This window comes from Embleya sp. NPDC050493 (genome assembly GCF_044458105.1).
Lineage (GTDB): Bacteria > Actinomycetota > Actinomycetes > Streptomycetales > Streptomycetaceae > Embleya.
On the sequence record NZ_JBITHP010000015.1, the window covers coordinates 22,776 to 37,655 of the forward strand.

The following is a 14,880-nucleotide window of genomic DNA, read 5'->3' on the forward strand; positions in this document are numbered from 1 at the left end:
AGCCCTGGTCGCAGGCTCATTCCGGCATTTGCGGGCAGAAGCCCCGGTCACTCGCCCGAGTGACCCCGCGTAACGTGCGAGGATCGGGGAGAGATGTCACACGCACTGCACGAGCCGATCCTCGACTGGTATTCGGCCCATCGACGCGATTTGCCCTGGCGCGCCCCCGACGCATCCGCGTGGGCGGTCGTGGTCAGCGAGTTCATGCTGCAACAGACTCCCGTGGCGCGGGTGTTGCCGGTCTACGACGCCTGGTTGACCCGCTGGCCCACGCCGGCCGCGCTGGCCGCCGACGAGCCGGGCGAGGCGGTCCGGATGTGGGGCCGACTCGGCTACCCGCGCCGCGCGCTGCGGCTGCACGGCGCGGCCGTCGCGATGGTCGAGCGCCACGACGGCGAAGTCCCCTCCGCACACGCGGATCTGCTGGCGCTGCCGGGCGTCGGCGAATACACCGCCGCGGCGATCGCCTCGTTCGCGTTCCGGCAGCGGCACATCGTGCTGGACACCAACGTGCGCCGGGTGATCGGCCGGGCGATCGACGGCGTGGAGTACCCGCCGCAGGCCACCACGCCGGCCGAGCGGCGCACCGCGACCACACTGTTGCCCGCCGCCGCGGAACGTGCCGCGACCTGGGCGGTGGCGATCATGGAACTGGGCGCGTTGGTGTGCACCGCGAAGTCGCCCAAGTGCGTGGGCTGCCCGATCGCCGCCCTGTGCGCATGGCGGCTGGCGGGCAAGCCCGCGTACGACGGCCCGCCCCGGCGCGGCCAGACCTACGCGGGCACCGACCGCCAGGTCCGCGGTCGGCTGCTCGCGGTGCTGCGGGAGAGCGCCGGACCGGTCTCCCAGGCCGCGCTGGACGCGGTATGGGACGAGCCCGTCCAACGCGCACGGGCGCTGGACGGGCTGGTCGCGGACGGACTGGTCGAGCCGCTGGCGGCGGGCGTGTACCGACTGCCCGCCGGTCCGCTCAGTGGCAGTACCGCTTCTCCGCATCGATCGGATTCGTCGGAATCCGCATCGAGTTCCGTTTCGGCGACCCGATGAGGTTCTTCCAGAATCGCGATACCGACATGGGTTCGCGGGTCGCTTCCCGGAGTTCGCGAATACCGCCGCAGTTCAATGCCCGCCGAGCCGCCTCGACCTTGGCCGGATCGACATTGCGCAGGTCCAGTGCGGTACCCGGCTCGGTGAAGTCGGCCAGAATCCATTCGATGTAGGTCAGCTTGTCGTGCCCGGACCGGGTGCGATAGTCGAGGTCCAGGTGCGCACCGAGCGGATTGGCCAGGCCGAAGATGTCGATCGCCAGTCCCGAGGTGGGCACCAGCACCGCAGGCTGCCCGAGCGCGCCGTAGACCACCGAGTCGGTGACCGGGACGTGGTACTTGAGCGGCGCCGAGCGGAAGTCGAAGTTCAACATCCAGAACTTGTCGGGCTCGTGGTAGTAGGTCAGGTAGACGAACTGCGCACCGGGCGTCGCGGTGTCCTTGCGCCACTCGGTGCCGACGCCTTCGAGCCGCTTCACGAAGGCGTCCCGGTAGGCCTTCGAGGTGACCGGGTTCCGCTCACCGGTCCAGGTCACGTACCACGAGCGGGTGTCCTCGATGTTCTTCGGACCGAAGCCCTGGTACGGCACTCGCATCGAGGCCGCGCAGATCACCGACCACACGGCCAGCCCCGCCGCGGTGCTCGCGTACAGCCGCTGCAACGGCAGCACCAGGACCGGCAGCAGGAACGCGAACGTGCCGGGCAGCAGCAGTCGGGCGTGCATGAAGTCGCCGCCCACCACGATCACGTAGCCGAGCAGCACCGTGCCCACGACCAACGCGGTCGCGGTCAGGACCCGGATCCGGTAGCGCTCGAAGTCGCCGATCGAGCGGCCCACACCGACCAGCAGACCGACCGCCACCACGGTCAGCAGCAGCGGCGCCCAGATGTTGTACGGGCTCGCGTAGTCCTCGAAGTAGGTCCAGCCGCGACCGACGTCGGTCTTGGTGCCCTCCTTGGCTATCGCCGTGTTGGGCAGCAGGACGCCGTAGTAGCCCATCCGGAAGATCTGGTAGAGCACCGGGAGCAGGCCGCCGCACAGCGCGAGCAGGGCCAACCGCTTGCGGGAGGGCCGCAGCAGCAACCACGCGGCCACCGCGAAGACGATCGTGCCCAGCGCGAGGTCGGGCCGCACCAGCACACCCATCCCGAGCGCGAACGAGGTCCACGCCTGGCGGGCGAGGGAACTGTCCCGGTCCAGCCGGCCCAGCAGCGACCAACTCGTGCCCAGCCAGACGAAGATCAGCCCCATCTCCAGGCCGGAGGTGGCGAAGTCCCAGAACGGCGGCAGCGCGGCGATCACCAGCGCCCCGGCGGGCAGCGGCCATCCACCACCCGGGAGGTCGCGGTACAGCCGCCGCGTGCCCATCGTGGCGATCGCCAGACCGGCGACCGCGCACACCAGTGAGCCGTACACCGCGACGGCGACCAGGTCGATCCCGGTCACCCCGCCGACCAGCGCGAGCAACCACGGCCACAGCGTGGACGTGGCCGCCTCGGCGCGCTCGCCCACGTTGAAGTTGGGCCCGTTCCCGTCCAGGATCTGCTGCGAGACGCGGACGAAGATCAGCCCGTCGTCGCCGATCCAGCGTCGCCGGAAGGCGGCCAGTCCGAGCAACAGGGCCGGGACCAGCACGACGGCCAGGGCCCATCCGGTCCGCGCGTCCGGCCGATACCACGGCCTTTTTCGCGACATTTCCGGATCGGCATTCTCCGTGCCCTCGGTCGCATTCTTTTCGACCAAGGCGTTTTCTACGCCCATCGCCTTGCTCCCGAGCTCTTGTCGTCCCGCACACCGATCGGCGGCATAATATCATCGTGGAAATAGCCGCCTGAAATTGACCCTCATCGATGTTCGGCAATTCGATCGAAAACTGTATCGACGATCCGAGCGGCGCGTGTCATTTCGGCGACCATTGTTTTCCAACGCGGCGGAACAACCGGGCAAAGGGATTGCAATGCGCATGCCGGCCGACCGGCCCCGGGTGCCGCAGCCCCCGCGCCGCGGCCGAGCCCCTCGGCTCGCCGCACTCCGGCCGCAACCGACCCGGAAACCTTTCTGTCCCGAATCCCGGCACCCGGCGCACGGCCCGCGAATACTGGGTGTACACACGCCCATCACGGAACGCGATACGGCTCGATCGTGGGCGCACACCGATCGAAGGGGAACGCGGTGACGGAGGAAGCCGGACGCGACGAGTCCACGGCGGGCGAGGCGATCCGCTGCATGGGGTGCCAGGGCACCGGCCTGGACACCTCCGGCCGGGTGTATCGCAGCCGGCATCGCGAGGTGTCGACGATCTGGGCCGGTACCCGCTGTCCGCACTGTCGAGGCACCGGCTGGCTGCACAACGGCCCCACCGACCCCCCGGAGGGCTCCCTCGGCGGCCCTTGGCGCACCGGCAGGTGACGCCGGGCGGACGCGGCTGTGGCGAGCGACCGCGGCAGCGGTTCGAGGGCGTGATCCGGCGGTTCAAGACGGGCGGGCAGGAGTTGTGTCACCGGTCGACCAGCCGTGGACGCGGGGCCTCACCCGTGGATCCCGCGTCGGTGTCGTCGGTGCCGACCGGGCTGTGGGGAAGCATCCGGTCCAGCCACTTCGGCAGCCACCAGTTGGTCCGGCCGAGGAGTGTCATGGTCGCCGGTACCAGCACCATGCGTACGACCGTGGCGTCGATGAAGATCGCGGTGGCCAGGCCGAGCCCGAACATTTTGATCGAGGGGTCCTCGGAGACGGCGAAGGACAGGAAGACCGCCACCATGATGAGGGCGGCCGAGGTGATGATCCGGGCGGTGCCCGAGATGCCCTCGACGATCGCCGTGCCGTTGTCGCCGGTGCGCACGTACTCCTCGCGTACTCGGGAGAGGAGGAACACCTCGTAGTCCATCGACAGGCCGAACAGGATGGCGAAGAGGAACATCGGGATGAACGACACGATCGGAACCGTCGCTTCCAGCCCGATGAGTGCGCCTCCCCAGCCCCACTGGAAGACCGCGACCATGATGCCGTAGGCCGCGCCGATGCTCAGCAGATTCAGCAATACCGCCTTGAGCGGTACGAGTATCGAGCGGAAGACCAGCATCAGCAGCAGGAACGACATCGCCAGCACGGCGGCGATGAACGCCGGCAGGCGTTGGCTGGTGCGTCGGCCCACATCGGACAGGCTCGCGGCGGCGCCGCCGACGTGGGCCCTGGCCGGGCCGTGCCCGATCGCCGTGGGCAGCACGTCGGTGCGCAGCCGGGCGATGGTGTCGGCCGTGGCCTTGTCCTGAGGGCTGGTGGTCGGGAACACCACGAGGGTCGCGATCCCGGTGGCCCGATCGATGTGCGTCGGCGCGACGGATGCGATGCCCGGATCGGCGGCGACGCCGGCGACGAGTCGGTCCAGCACTCCCGGATCGCCGGTGGGGTCCGCGGCGATGACGAGGGGACCGTTGGTGCCCGGGCCGAACCCCTCGGCGACGAGGTCGTAGGCCCGGCGCTCGGTACGGCCGTGGGGCAGTGAGCCGTCGTCGGGCAGGCCGACGCGCAGGCCGAGCACGGGCAGCGCCGCGGTCAGCAGCAGCCCCGCCGCGCCGACCGCGTACGGCACCGGGTGTCGGCTGACGTGCCCGATCCAGCGACGCCACCCGGCGGCGTGGGCGGCGCCTGCCGCCGAGTCCCGCCGCCGCGCGAGTCGGCCCGGCCTCCCGGTCTGCAGAGCCCGGCCGATCCGGCCGACCCGGGCCAGGCGCGGGCCGGCGGCGCCGAGGAAGGCCGGCAGCAGCGTCACCGACGCGAGCACCATGGTCAGCACGACGATCGAGACGGCGAACCCGCCCACCGTCATGAACGGTACGTTCGCGACCGCCATGCCGAGGATCGATACGACGACGGTGCCGCCGGCGAAGACCACGGGCCTCCCCGCCGTGGCCACCGCTCGCCCGGCCGCCTCGCGGGGATCGAGCCCGCGCGCGAGGTACTCCCGGTGCCTGGCGAGCACGAACAGCGCGTAGTCGATGCCCACTCCGAGCCCGACCATGCTGCCCAGGACGGGGGCGAAGGTCGGGACGTCCGTCACCCCCGCCAGTACCGTCATCACGGCAACCCCGACGGTCAGCCCGAAGACCGCCATGCCGATCGGCAGCGCGGCGGCGACGAGCGAACCGAACGCCAGGAACAGGATCGCGGCCGCGGCGAGGATGCCGATCAGCTCGCTCGCGCCGCCGTCGGGGTCGGAGAAGGCGTAGAAGAGATTCCCGCCCATCTCGATGCGCAGGGGCAGTTCGGCACGCAGCCGGCCGCCGAGATCGACGAGGGCGTCGAGGTCTTCGGCCGACAGCCGGCTCTGGTCGGGGTACTGCACCCGGACGACCGCGATCCGCCCGTCGGCCGAGACCAGGCCGCCGCGCACGCCGGTGTCCCCGCCTGCGTCGAGTGCCCCCGCGGGGTCGCTCGTGCCGAGCACGTGCGGCAGTCGCTGCACCTCGGTCTGCAGCCGCGTGAGAGCGGTGCGCGCGCTGCCGTGGTCGAAGAACGTCGCACCGCCGTCGAGGGGGGTGACGACCACTTGGGCGGTCATCCCCTCCTGGCCGGTGCCGGCCCGCTCGATCAGTTGCGCGGCCCGTTGGGAGTCCAGTCCCGGAGCGGTCATCGAGTCCGCGGTCCGCCCGCCGAAGGCGATCGCGGCGAGGACGGCAAGCGTGGCGGCGATCAGCCATGCCGCGATCACCCGCCAGGGATGGCGGGCGGCGCTTGTGCCCAGGCGCAACAGGGCTTTCGAGAGCATCGGTTCCTCCAACCACCTCGGCGGCCGTCCTTGTACGGTCGCCGATGCCGAGGTTCCTCGCCACGGCGCTCCGCGGCATCGGCTCGCGGGCCGCGGATCCTTCGGCCCCACGGCGGAGTGACGCCCCGTCCTTTCGGCCGATGCGCGGCACGGCGCGGTCCCTAGGCTGAGAAGCGTGCTGCGAGACGACCTGCGAACCCTGTGGACCGAACCCCCGCCACCCGACGCGCCCGCCCGGGTGTGGCGGGACTGGGCGCTGCTCGCCGCGAGCCTGGGCGGTGTGGTGCTGGAGGCCACCCTGCGCGAGAACGTCGTGTGGCGGCCGGTGGCGGTGGTGTGCGCCGTATGGCTGTGCCTGCTGCCCCTGTGGCGCCGGACCCGCCCACTGGTGATGGTCGCGCTGGCGTTCGGCTCGGTGATCCTGCTTCAGCTGGCCTCGCTGGTCGCCGGACCGCGCGAGCCCGTCGGCCTGGACACCGGCGCGGTCGTGCTCGTGCTGGTGTATGCGCTGTCCCGGTGGGGATCGGGACGGGAGATCGTGTTGGGCGGCGCGGTGATCCTCACGGCCTTCGCGCTGTGTGCCGTCACGGGCGAAATCCCGGCCGCCGAAACGGTCGGGGGCTTTGTCTTCCTGTTCCTGCCCGGCTTGATCGGGGCTGCCGTGCGGTTCCGGGTGACCGCTCGCGAGCGGCAGTTGGAGCAGGTACGTTCCCGCGAACGTGAGCAGCTCGCCCGGGAACTGCACGACACGGTGGCCCACCACGTTTCGGCCATGGTGATCCGCGCCCAGGCGGGCCAGGTACTCGCGGGCACCGACGCGTCCGCCGCCGTCGAGGCGCTGGAGGGGGTCGAGGAGGAAGGGGCGCGCACGCTGGAGGAAATGCGAGCCATGGTCGCCACGCTGCGCAACCGCGGGACCGGCGCCGAGCTGGCGCCGCTTGCCGGTGTCGCGGATCTGGAGCGCCTGGTGCGCACCCCGGGCGGTCGCCTCAGAGTCGACCTGGGGCTCGACGGCGAACTGGACACGCTGCCCCCGGCCGTGGACGCGGCCGTCTACCGCATTGTGCAGGAGTCGATGACCAACGCCACGCGCCATGCGGTCAACGCGACCGAGGTCGTCGTCCGGGTCACCGCGGAACGGCACACGGTACGGGTGAGTGTGCGCGACAACGGCCACCGCACGGGCCGAGGCCGTGCCGGATACGGACTTGCCGGACTGCGTGAGCGCGCCGCCCTGCTCGGCGGCAAGCTCCGAGCCGGCCCCGGCGCCGACCAGGGCTGGCATGTCGAAGCCGAGCTGCCGAGAGGGAGGACCGAGAACGGTGCCCATTCGCGTCCTCGTCGCTGACGACCAGACCATCATTCGCACCGGGCTGCGGATCATGCTGAACGCCCAGCCCGACATCGAGGTGGTCGGCGAGGCCGCCGACGGACGGGAAGCGGTACGTCTGGCCCGCGAACTGCTCCCCGACGTCTGCCTGTTCGACATCCGCATGCCCGTGATCGACGGGCTCGAGGCCACCCGGTCGGTCGCCGGCCCGGGCGTCGCCGACCCGCTGGCCGTGGTCGTCATCACCACTTTCGACCTCGACGAGTACGTCTACGGCGCGCTGCGTGCCGGCGCCCGCGGATTCCTGCTCAAGGACACGGGACCGGACCTACTGGCCCAGGCCGTACGGTCGGCGTCCGGCGGTGAGGCGCTCATCGCGCCCAGCGTCACCGTCCGTCTGCTCCAGGCATTCGCGGACCTGCCCGCCGGCCGGCCCGTGGCCCAGCCGGTCTCCCCCGTCACCGCCCGCGAGGAGCAGGTACTCCTCGCCGTCGCTCGCGGGTTGACCAACACCGAGATCGCCGATGCACTGCACATCAGCCTCAGCACGGTGAAGACGCATCTGGCCAGCCTGATGGCCAAACTCGGCGCCCGCAACCGGGTCGAGATCGCGATGTGGGCCTACGAAACGCGCCGCATCCTCCCCGGAACCTGAGCCGGGTGCCGGGCCATGTCCCAAGACCCGCCGGACACGGCCTAGTCGGGCACGACCGCCGGACACGGCCTAGTCGGGCACGACGGATCGCAGGTATCGGCGGAAGCCGAGAGCCGTGGTCCCGAAGCCACAGGCCCGGTAGAACTCCTGCGCCTCGGCGGTTTCCGCGGCCAGGAGTTGCAGCTTGTAGCACCCCGCATCGGCGGCGAGCGTGCCGGCGGCGGCCAACAGCCGGCTGCCGGTCCCCCGTCTGCGGCGGGCCGCCGCCACCACGATGTTCTCCACGAACATGATCGAGTGCCCGCCCCGGGTGAGGTTGGGCAACACCACGCAGTCGGCGGTGCCGACGATGTCCCCGTCCAGATCCGCGACCAGCACCGTGCGACCGCGCTGCGTGGCGATGTCCGCCCAGATCAAGTGGGCGTCCTCGATCGGCAGCGGCACGTCGTCGGGATGGAATTCCGCGTACAGCGCGAGCAGCCCGGGCAGATCCCGAGCCGTCGCGGGGCGGATGGTCATGGTCATAACGAAAGCCTACAAATCCCGAACTGCCCACCCCGAGTGTGCGCCGACCCGATCGTCGCCGAATCGGTCATCGGGCATCCGTCCTCGGCCATCGGAAGCCCGACCGCCCGCCCGGCCCTCGCCGCACTCCCTCCGCAGGCGCCCCGAGCAGCGCGGATCCTCTTCTTGATAACCGCTCCAGCCCGACTGGTCACTCACCCACACGGGTGAATCTCGCCGACCCCGCTCGTCGGCCGACACGGGTTGCATTCCCGCTGATGACAGCGCCGCGACGGGCCCTCGACCGGCACCGCCCCGACCGCCTCCGGTTGTCGCTTCGACCGAATCGCCGTCTGCTGGTGATCGGAGCTCCCACACGACGACCGCCATGTCGCGACACCCTTGCCGCGACGCCGGGAACAGGAGCGTTGGCTCGTGAAGACGAATGTCACCCCGCAGGAACTCATCGGCCGCAAGGTCGTCGATTCCGAAGGCAACAAGATCGGGACCATCGGTCAGGTGTACCTGGACGACCGCTCCGGCGAGCCGGAATGGGTCACCGTGAAGACCGGCATGTTCGGCGGACGCGAGAGCTTCGTGCCGCTGGGCCCGGCCGACATGCAGGGCGACGACCTGCGTGTGCCGTTCGACAAGGAACTCGTCAAGGAGGCGCCGAGCCTGGGCACCGACGAGCACCTCTCGCCGGAGGAAGAGGCCCGCCTCTACCGTCACTACAGCGTCACGCCGTCCAGCGGCATGACCCGCACCGAGACCTCCCAGGGCACCGGCACCGGTACCGCCGGTACGGCCGCCGGAGCGGCCGGCGCCGCCGGCGCGGCCGGCACCCACCGGCGGGCGGACATGTCCAAGTCCCAGCTCGCGGGTTCGGACGACGGTTACGAGGAGCTGACCGGCAAGCACGATCCGTCGGTGCGCACCAACGACCCGCCGACCGGCCGCACCCGGACGCCGTCGCCCACGGCCACCGGGCTCACCGGCACCACGACCGGCCGGCACGCCCGGTCGGGCATGGATCCGGATGCCAAGGCAGGCATGGCGTCCTCCACCACGGCCCGCACGACCGGTGTCGGCACGGGCACGGCCCGGGCCGGGTCGATGTCCGGCAAGGCCGGTTCCGACGACGCGATGACCCGCTCCGAGGAGCGGCTGGACGTGCACGTCGAGATGGTCGAAGCCGGGCGTGTGGCACTGCGCAAGGTGATCGAGACCCAGCAGGTGGAAAAGGTCGTGCCGGTGATGCACGAGGAGTGGGAGATCGTCCGCGAGCCGATCGACAGCTCCAACCGCGGCGCCGCGCTCGAAGGTCCGGACATGCGCGAGAGCGCGCAGGAGATCGTGCTGCACGCCGAGCGGGTCGTCGTCCGCAAGGAGGTCGTCCCGATGGAGCGCATCCGGCTGGTCGCCAAGAAGGTGCAGGGCGAGCAGCGGGTGACCGAGGAGGTTCGGCGCGAACGCATCGAGTTGCACGACGGGGACAAGGTGCAGGTCCTCGACGGCAAGGGCGAGCGACTGGACAAGAACGACCGCATGGACAAGAACAAGAACATGTAGGCCCGTTCCGCTCCGCCTCCCGCGAAGCCCCCGATCGCCCCGCCCCCGGCACGTCCGCGACGGCGGCCGGGGGCTTCGGCCGTATTCGGGGACGACCGCCACGACCGGGGGAAATCAGCGGGAAATCACCTCTTCCGCCCGGCGTTACTCGCCAGTAGGGTCCGAGACATGGACCTCACGGTGTTCGCCATTCCGGCCTTCACCCTCCTCCTGGTCGTCGAGTGGGTGTCGTACCGCTTCGCCCCCGACGACGACGAGCGCGGGTACGCGGTGAAGGACACCGCGACGAGCCTGACCATGGGCCTCGGCAGTATCGCGGCCGGGCTCGGCTGGGGGTTGTTGACCGTATTGGCCTGGGACGGGCTGCACGAACTCACCCCGCTGCGGCTGGGGCACACGTGGTGGGCGTGGGTACTCGTGATCGTCGGCGTGGACTTCTTCTACTACTGGGAGCATCGCGCCGGCCACGAGATCCGGCTGTTGTGGGCCAGCCACGTCGTGCACCACTCCAGCCGGCACTACAACCTCTCCACCGCGCTGCGACAGACCTGGACCGGGGCGCACCACATCGTGTTCATCGGGCCGATGTTGCTGCTCGGGTTCCCGTTGGCGATGGTGGTCACGTCCTTCTCGATCAACCTGCTCTACCAGTTCTGGATCCACACCGAGCGGATCGACAAGCTCTGGAAGCCGATCGAGTACGTCTTCAACACGCCGTCCCACCACCGCGTGCACCACGGTTCGAACCGGCAGTACCTGGACCGCAACTACGGCGGCATCCTGATCCTGTGGGACCGGCTGTTCCGCAGCTTCGAGCCCGAGGGCGAGCCGGTGAACTACGGGCTCACCAAGAACATCGAGACGTACAACCCGCTGCGGGTGGCCTTCCACGAGTACGCGGCCATCGCGCGCGACGTCCGGGCCGCGGGCACCTGGCGGGTGCGGTTCGGCCGGGTGCTGCGCGGACCCGGCTGGCAGCCCGCGACCGAGGCGGTCGAGGCATCGGCCGTCGCCCGGGCCGGCGCGTGAGGGCGCGCGCGCTGCTCGCCACATATCTGACCCTGGGCGTCGTCGACACGGTGCTCGCCGCGAGCGGTGTCGACGGGCCCCGCTGGGTGACCAAGACGTTGCTGATGCCGGTGCTGATCGCCTTCGTGTGGGTTGCCGCACGCCCCGGTGCGCGACCCGACCTGCGGCTGCCGATCGGTGCCCTGGCGGGTGGGTTCGTCGGCGACGTCGGGCTGCTCGTGGACCACGACGCGACCTTCATGATCGGAATGGCCGGGTTCGCGGTCGGCCACGTCTGCTACCTCCTGGCCTTTCGGCGCATGGGTGGCACGCTCTCCGCGCGCCGGGCCGTCGGGTACCTGCTCGCCTGGGGCGCGACGATGGCGCTGGTGTGGCGCGGCCTGGACGACCTCCTGGTGCCGGTGCTCGGCTACAGCCTCCTGCTCACCGCGATGGCGGCGTACGCGGCGGGGGTCGGCCGGCGCACCGGGCTCGGCGGCACGTTGTTCCTGCTCTCGGATGCGGTGATCGCACTGGGCATCGCCGACGTGGACCTGGTGCCCGGTCAGGACGCGGTGGTGATGCCCACCTACGTGGCGGCCCAGTTGCTCCTCGCCCTCACGTGGGCGACGTGGCCTTTCGGCCGCCCACACGCCGACGAGGCGGTGGACCGTCGGTCCACCGCCTCGTCGGGCTGAGTCGGCCTCAGTCGGCGTACTTCGCCGCTGCCGCCGTGTACTGCGGCTCCGGGTTCATCGCCGCGGCGAGCCGCAGGAACGGTGCGGCCTCCGCACCGCGGCCGGCCCGCTCCAGGGTCCGGCCCAGTGCGTGCGTGGCCCACGCGTCACACGGGTCCAGCTCGACCACCCGCCGCAGCGTCGCCTCGGCCCGGCGCAGTTGGAGCGAGAGGAAGTACGCCCGGCCGGCCAGCTGCTGCACGGCCACGTTGTCGCGCTCGTCCTCCAGCACCGGCTCCAGGATGCGCAGCGCGCCCAGCGGGTCGCGTCGCTCGACCAGTTCCTCGGCAACTCGGTAGTTCTCCAGGGTCAGCGTCACGGTGGCTCCCTTCGCAATGCTCGTGACGGCGTCGGACACCAGGCAGAACCGAGTACCCCGGCCGGGTATTCCGCAGGTGGCTCGGTGCCCGAGTCAGGCCCCCGGAACGAGCACGGCGCGGCCGTTGATCCGGCCGTGGTGCAGCCGGTCGTACACATCGGGAGCCTGGTCGAGCGGGAACTTCTCCACCTGCGCGCTCACCGCGCCGCGCCGGGCCAGCTCGATCAGTTCGATCAGTTCGGCGCGGGTGCCCCAGTAGGGCGTGCTGACCGAGCACTCGAACGGGATCAGGCCGAAGCCGACCGGGAGAGTGCCGCCGCCGATGCCAACGATGGTCAGATCGCTCTCCGTGGCGGCGCACTTCGCGGCCAGGTCGACGGTGGGCTGGACACCCGCGAAGTCCAGCACGAGCTGCGCGCCGACGCCGTCGGTGGCCTCGCGGACGATGTCGGCGGCCTTGTCGTCGGACCTGATCGCCAGATGCGCACCCGAGGCGCGGGCCAGTTCCAGCTTGTCCTCGCTCACGTCCAGGGCGATCACCCGGGTGGCGGACAACGCGCGCAGCAGCTGCACACCGATGTGGCCGAGGCCGCCGACGCCCAGGACCACGGTCGTGCTGCCCGCGTGGAGCTTGTCCAGCGAGCGCTTGATCGCGTGGTACGGGGTCAGCCCGGCGTCGGTGAGCGGAACGGTCTGCACCGGGTCCAGGTCGCCGATCGGGACCAGGTGCCGGGCGTCGTCGATCAGCACGTAGTCGGCGAGCGCGCCGGGAGCACCCAGCCCGGGCGGACGGATGCCCAACTCGGCGGCGCGCGTGCAGTAGTTCTCCTTGCCCTGCGCGCAGGCGTGGCAGGCGCCGCAGCCCCACGGTCCGTACACCACGACGGCGTCGCCGACGTCGAAGCCGGTGACCCCCTCGCCCAGGGCGGCCACGATGCCGGCGCCTTCGTGGCCGAGGGTGAGCGGGGCGTTCGGGCCGAAGGTTCCCGGCGGTTGACTCATCACGAAGATGTCGGAGTGGCAGACACCGCCGGCGGTGACCTCGAGCAGCACCTGTCCGGGGCCCGGTTCGGGCGCGGGGATCTCCCGCACCTCGACCGGCTTGCCGAACTCGACGTATTGGACGGCCTTCATGGGTTTCTCCCTTTCCGGCGTACCGGCCCCCACGTGGGTACCCGGGTGGTGCTCGGGTGGCACGGTGGGCCGGCGACGTCAATGGTCAGGCTATTACTCGCCAACCGATTGGATTACCGGGGCGGGGTATCCGTGCGCCCGGCGCTACGGCGCGGTGTAGCCGCCGTCCACCAGGTGGTAGCTGCCCGTGACGAAGGAGGCCCGATCGGAGAGCAGGAAGGCGACCGGTTCGGTCACCTCGTCGACCGTGCCCAGCCGGCCCATGGGATGCAGCCTGGCCAGTGCGGCGTGCGCCTCGGCGTCGGATTCCTTCAGCAGTGGGGTCTCGATGAAGCCCGGGCCGATCGCGTTGACCCGGATCCCGCGCTGCGCGTACTCGATCGCGGCGGTCCTGGTCAGGCCCAGCACGCCGTGCTTGGCCGCCACGTAGCCGACCGCGTTCGGGAAACCGACCGAGGACAGGATCGACGCCATGTTGACGATCGCGCCGCCCCCGGATTCCAACATCGCCGGGATCTGGTGGCGCATCCCGTAGAAGACGCCGCTCAGGTTGATGTCGATCACCTTGCGCCACCCGTCCGTCGGGTACTCGCCGGTGTGCGCGTGCGGGCCGGTGATGCCCGCGTTGTTCACCGCGAGGTGCAGTCCGCCGAACGCCTCCACCGTCGCCCGCACGAGCGCGGCGCAGGATTCCGGCTCGGCCACGTCCACTCGCATACCCCGGGCGGTTCCGCCGGCCTCGGTGATCTCGGCGGCGACCCGGGCCGCACCGGCGTCGTCGAGGTCGGCGACCACGACGCTTGCGCCGTCGGCGGCGAGCCGGCGGGCGATCGCGGCACCGATGCCCGAGGCGGCACCGGTGACGATGGCGGTCCTGGTTGCGAAGTCGGCGCTCATGCCTTCGATCCTGCGAGCGGGCGACCGCCGGCGCCCGTCGGACGGGACCTAATGGGGGATGGCGGCGCCCGGCCTCACAGACCGCTCAGGGCCACGTCGATGCCGCGCCGGACGATGTCCGCCTTGATCTCGTCCGGGAGGTGGGCCAGCTCGGTGTCCAGCAGCAGCACGCTCAGGCCGTGCACGGCGGACCACATCACCACGTCCGAGTACTTGCGCCGCTCGGCGGGGAGTCGTCCGAGCGCGACCAGTTCGTCCAGCGCCTGGGACATCAGCGAGTAGGACTCCTCCGACTCGTCCGGTGTCCCGGGCAGATGCCCCTCGTCGTCGCCCGCGGCCCGAGCCGCCTGCCGGCGACCGATCATCCGCTCGCCCTCGGTGACGCCGTGGAAGATGGTCCGGAACAGGCCCGGTTCGGCGAACGCGAAGCGCACGTAGCCCAGCCCCGCCGCGCGCAGCCGACGCAGCGCCTCGTCGCCCGGATCCGGACACGGCTCCCCCTCGGCCAACTCGGCCCGCATCGTCGCCGCGAGCATCGCCAGGCCGCGATCCTTGACCGCCACCACCAGCTCGTGATGGTTGGCGAAGTGCCGGTAGGCGGCGGTGGAGGACACGCCCGTCGCGCGCGCGACCTCGCGCAGCACGATCGCCTGCGGACCACCCGCCCGGGCCCGTTCCACCGCAACCTCGGTCAGCGCGTTCCGCAGGTCGCCGTGGTGATATCCGCGGCGACCGGAGGCGCCGGCCGCTTGTTCGCTTGGCATGGTTCTCCGTTCGATCCAGCCCCATGTTGACACCGCGCACATTCGATGCCAAGTTATCGATGCAAACATTGTTATCGGCGTCAACATGGCTTTCCCGGCTCTGGCACGCCGTCTCCCCACGGACCGCATGGAAGGTCGATGATC

At 70.9% G+C, this 14,880-nt stretch carries 14 protein-coding genes; 7 read left to right on the forward strand and 7 right to left on the reverse strand.

The features are described 5' to 3' along the window. The first annotated feature begins 93 nt into the window (after positions 1-93). Positions 94-1,047 (forward strand): A/G-specific adenine glycosylase, encoded by a 954-nt coding sequence (locus ACIBM5_RS26525; protein WP_391586459.1) that lies wholly within the window; start codon positions 94-96, stop codon positions 1,045-1,047. Here ACIBM5_RS26525 and ACIBM5_RS26530 read toward each other — a convergent pair. Further along, entirely contained in the window at positions 971-2,743 is a 1,773-nt protein-coding gene (locus tag ACIBM5_RS26530; protein WP_396009126.1) for a hypothetical protein, read from the reverse strand. The genes ACIBM5_RS26525 and ACIBM5_RS26530 overlap by 77 nt on opposite strands. A 477-nt stretch (positions 2,744-3,220) precedes the next feature. Here ACIBM5_RS26530 and ACIBM5_RS26535 point away from each other — a divergent pair, with 477 nt between their 5' ends. Further along, a complete protein-coding gene (locus ACIBM5_RS26535; protein WP_396009127.1) occupies positions 3,221-3,457 on the forward strand; it encodes a hypothetical protein in 237 nt (78 codons plus the stop codon). 88 nt (positions 3,458-3,545) lie between these two features. Here ACIBM5_RS26535 and ACIBM5_RS26540 read toward each other — a convergent pair whose 3' ends face one another. Next, entirely contained in the window at positions 3,546-5,816 is a 2,271-nt protein-coding gene (locus ACIBM5_RS26540; protein ID WP_396009128.1) for an MMPL family transporter, read from the reverse strand. A 175-nt stretch (positions 5,817-5,991) separates the two neighbouring features. Between ACIBM5_RS26540 and ACIBM5_RS26545 the strand changes: the two genes are divergently transcribed. Then, a complete protein-coding gene (locus ACIBM5_RS26545; protein ID WP_396009129.1) occupies positions 5,992-7,164 on the forward strand; it encodes a sensor histidine kinase in 1,173 nt (390 codons plus the stop codon). After that, positions 7,139-7,801 carry a response regulator gene (locus tag ACIBM5_RS26550; protein ID WP_396009130.1) on the forward strand — a complete coding sequence of 221 codons (663 nt, stop codon included), beginning with the start codon at positions 7,139-7,141 and terminating at the stop codon, positions 7,799-7,801. Before ACIBM5_RS26545 ends, ACIBM5_RS26550 begins: the two co-directional genes overlap by 26 nt. A 69-nt stretch (positions 7,802-7,870) precedes the next feature. Here the strand turns inward: ACIBM5_RS26550 and ACIBM5_RS26555 are convergent, their stop codons facing one another. Next, positions 7,871-8,326, reverse strand: a complete 456-nt coding sequence (locus ACIBM5_RS26555; protein WP_396009131.1) for a GNAT family N-acetyltransferase — start codon at positions 8,324-8,326, stop codon at positions 7,871-7,873. Positions 8,327-8,740: 414 nt separating this feature from the next. On the opposite strand from ACIBM5_RS26555, the gene ACIBM5_RS26560 reads away from it, so the two are divergent. The 3 genes from ACIBM5_RS26560 (at position 8,741) to ACIBM5_RS26570 (ending at position 11,583) form a co-directional block, all read left to right on the forward strand. Continuing rightward, complete coding sequence (locus tag ACIBM5_RS26560) at positions 8,741-9,877, forward strand: DUF2382 domain-containing protein (RefSeq protein ID WP_396009132.1); 1,137 nt, start codon at positions 8,741-8,743, stop codon at positions 9,875-9,877. A gap of 168 nt (positions 9,878-10,045) precedes the next feature. Continuing rightward, the gene (locus tag ACIBM5_RS26565; protein ID WP_396009133.1) at positions 10,046-10,906 is read left to right on the forward strand and encodes a sterol desaturase family protein; all 861 of its coding nucleotides are present in this window, start codon (positions 10,046-10,048) and stop codon (positions 10,904-10,906) included. After that, on the forward strand, positions 10,903-11,583 hold the full coding sequence (locus tag ACIBM5_RS26570) for a lysoplasmalogenase (RefSeq protein WP_396009134.1): 681 nt from the start codon (positions 10,903-10,905) through the stop codon (positions 11,581-11,583). Before ACIBM5_RS26565 ends, ACIBM5_RS26570 begins: the two co-directional genes overlap by 4 nt. A 7-nt stretch (positions 11,584-11,590) precedes the next feature. Here ACIBM5_RS26570 and ACIBM5_RS26575 read toward each other — a convergent pair whose 3' ends face one another. The 4 genes from ACIBM5_RS26575 to ACIBM5_RS26590 form a co-directional block, all read right to left on the reverse strand. Then, positions 11,591-11,941, reverse strand: coding sequence for a tetratricopeptide repeat protein (locus ACIBM5_RS26575; protein ID WP_391586449.1), 351 nt, complete (start codon positions 11,939-11,941; stop codon positions 11,591-11,593). 93 nt (positions 11,942-12,034) lie between these two features. After that, positions 12,035-13,075: an NAD(P)-dependent alcohol dehydrogenase gene (locus tag ACIBM5_RS26580; protein ID WP_396009135.1), complete on the reverse strand. Its 1,041-nt coding sequence runs from the start codon at positions 13,073-13,075 to the stop codon at positions 12,035-12,037. Between the two features lie 144 nt (positions 13,076-13,219). Next, positions 13,220-13,972 carry an SDR family NAD(P)-dependent oxidoreductase gene (locus tag ACIBM5_RS26585; protein WP_396009136.1) on the reverse strand — a complete coding sequence of 251 codons (753 nt, stop codon included), beginning with the start codon at positions 13,970-13,972 and terminating at the stop codon, positions 13,220-13,222. Between the two features lie 74 nt (positions 13,973-14,046). Further along, a complete protein-coding gene (locus tag ACIBM5_RS26590; protein WP_396009137.1) occupies positions 14,047-14,736 on the reverse strand; it encodes a TetR/AcrR family transcriptional regulator in 690 nt (229 codons plus the stop codon). Positions 14,737-14,880: the final 144 nt, after the last annotated feature.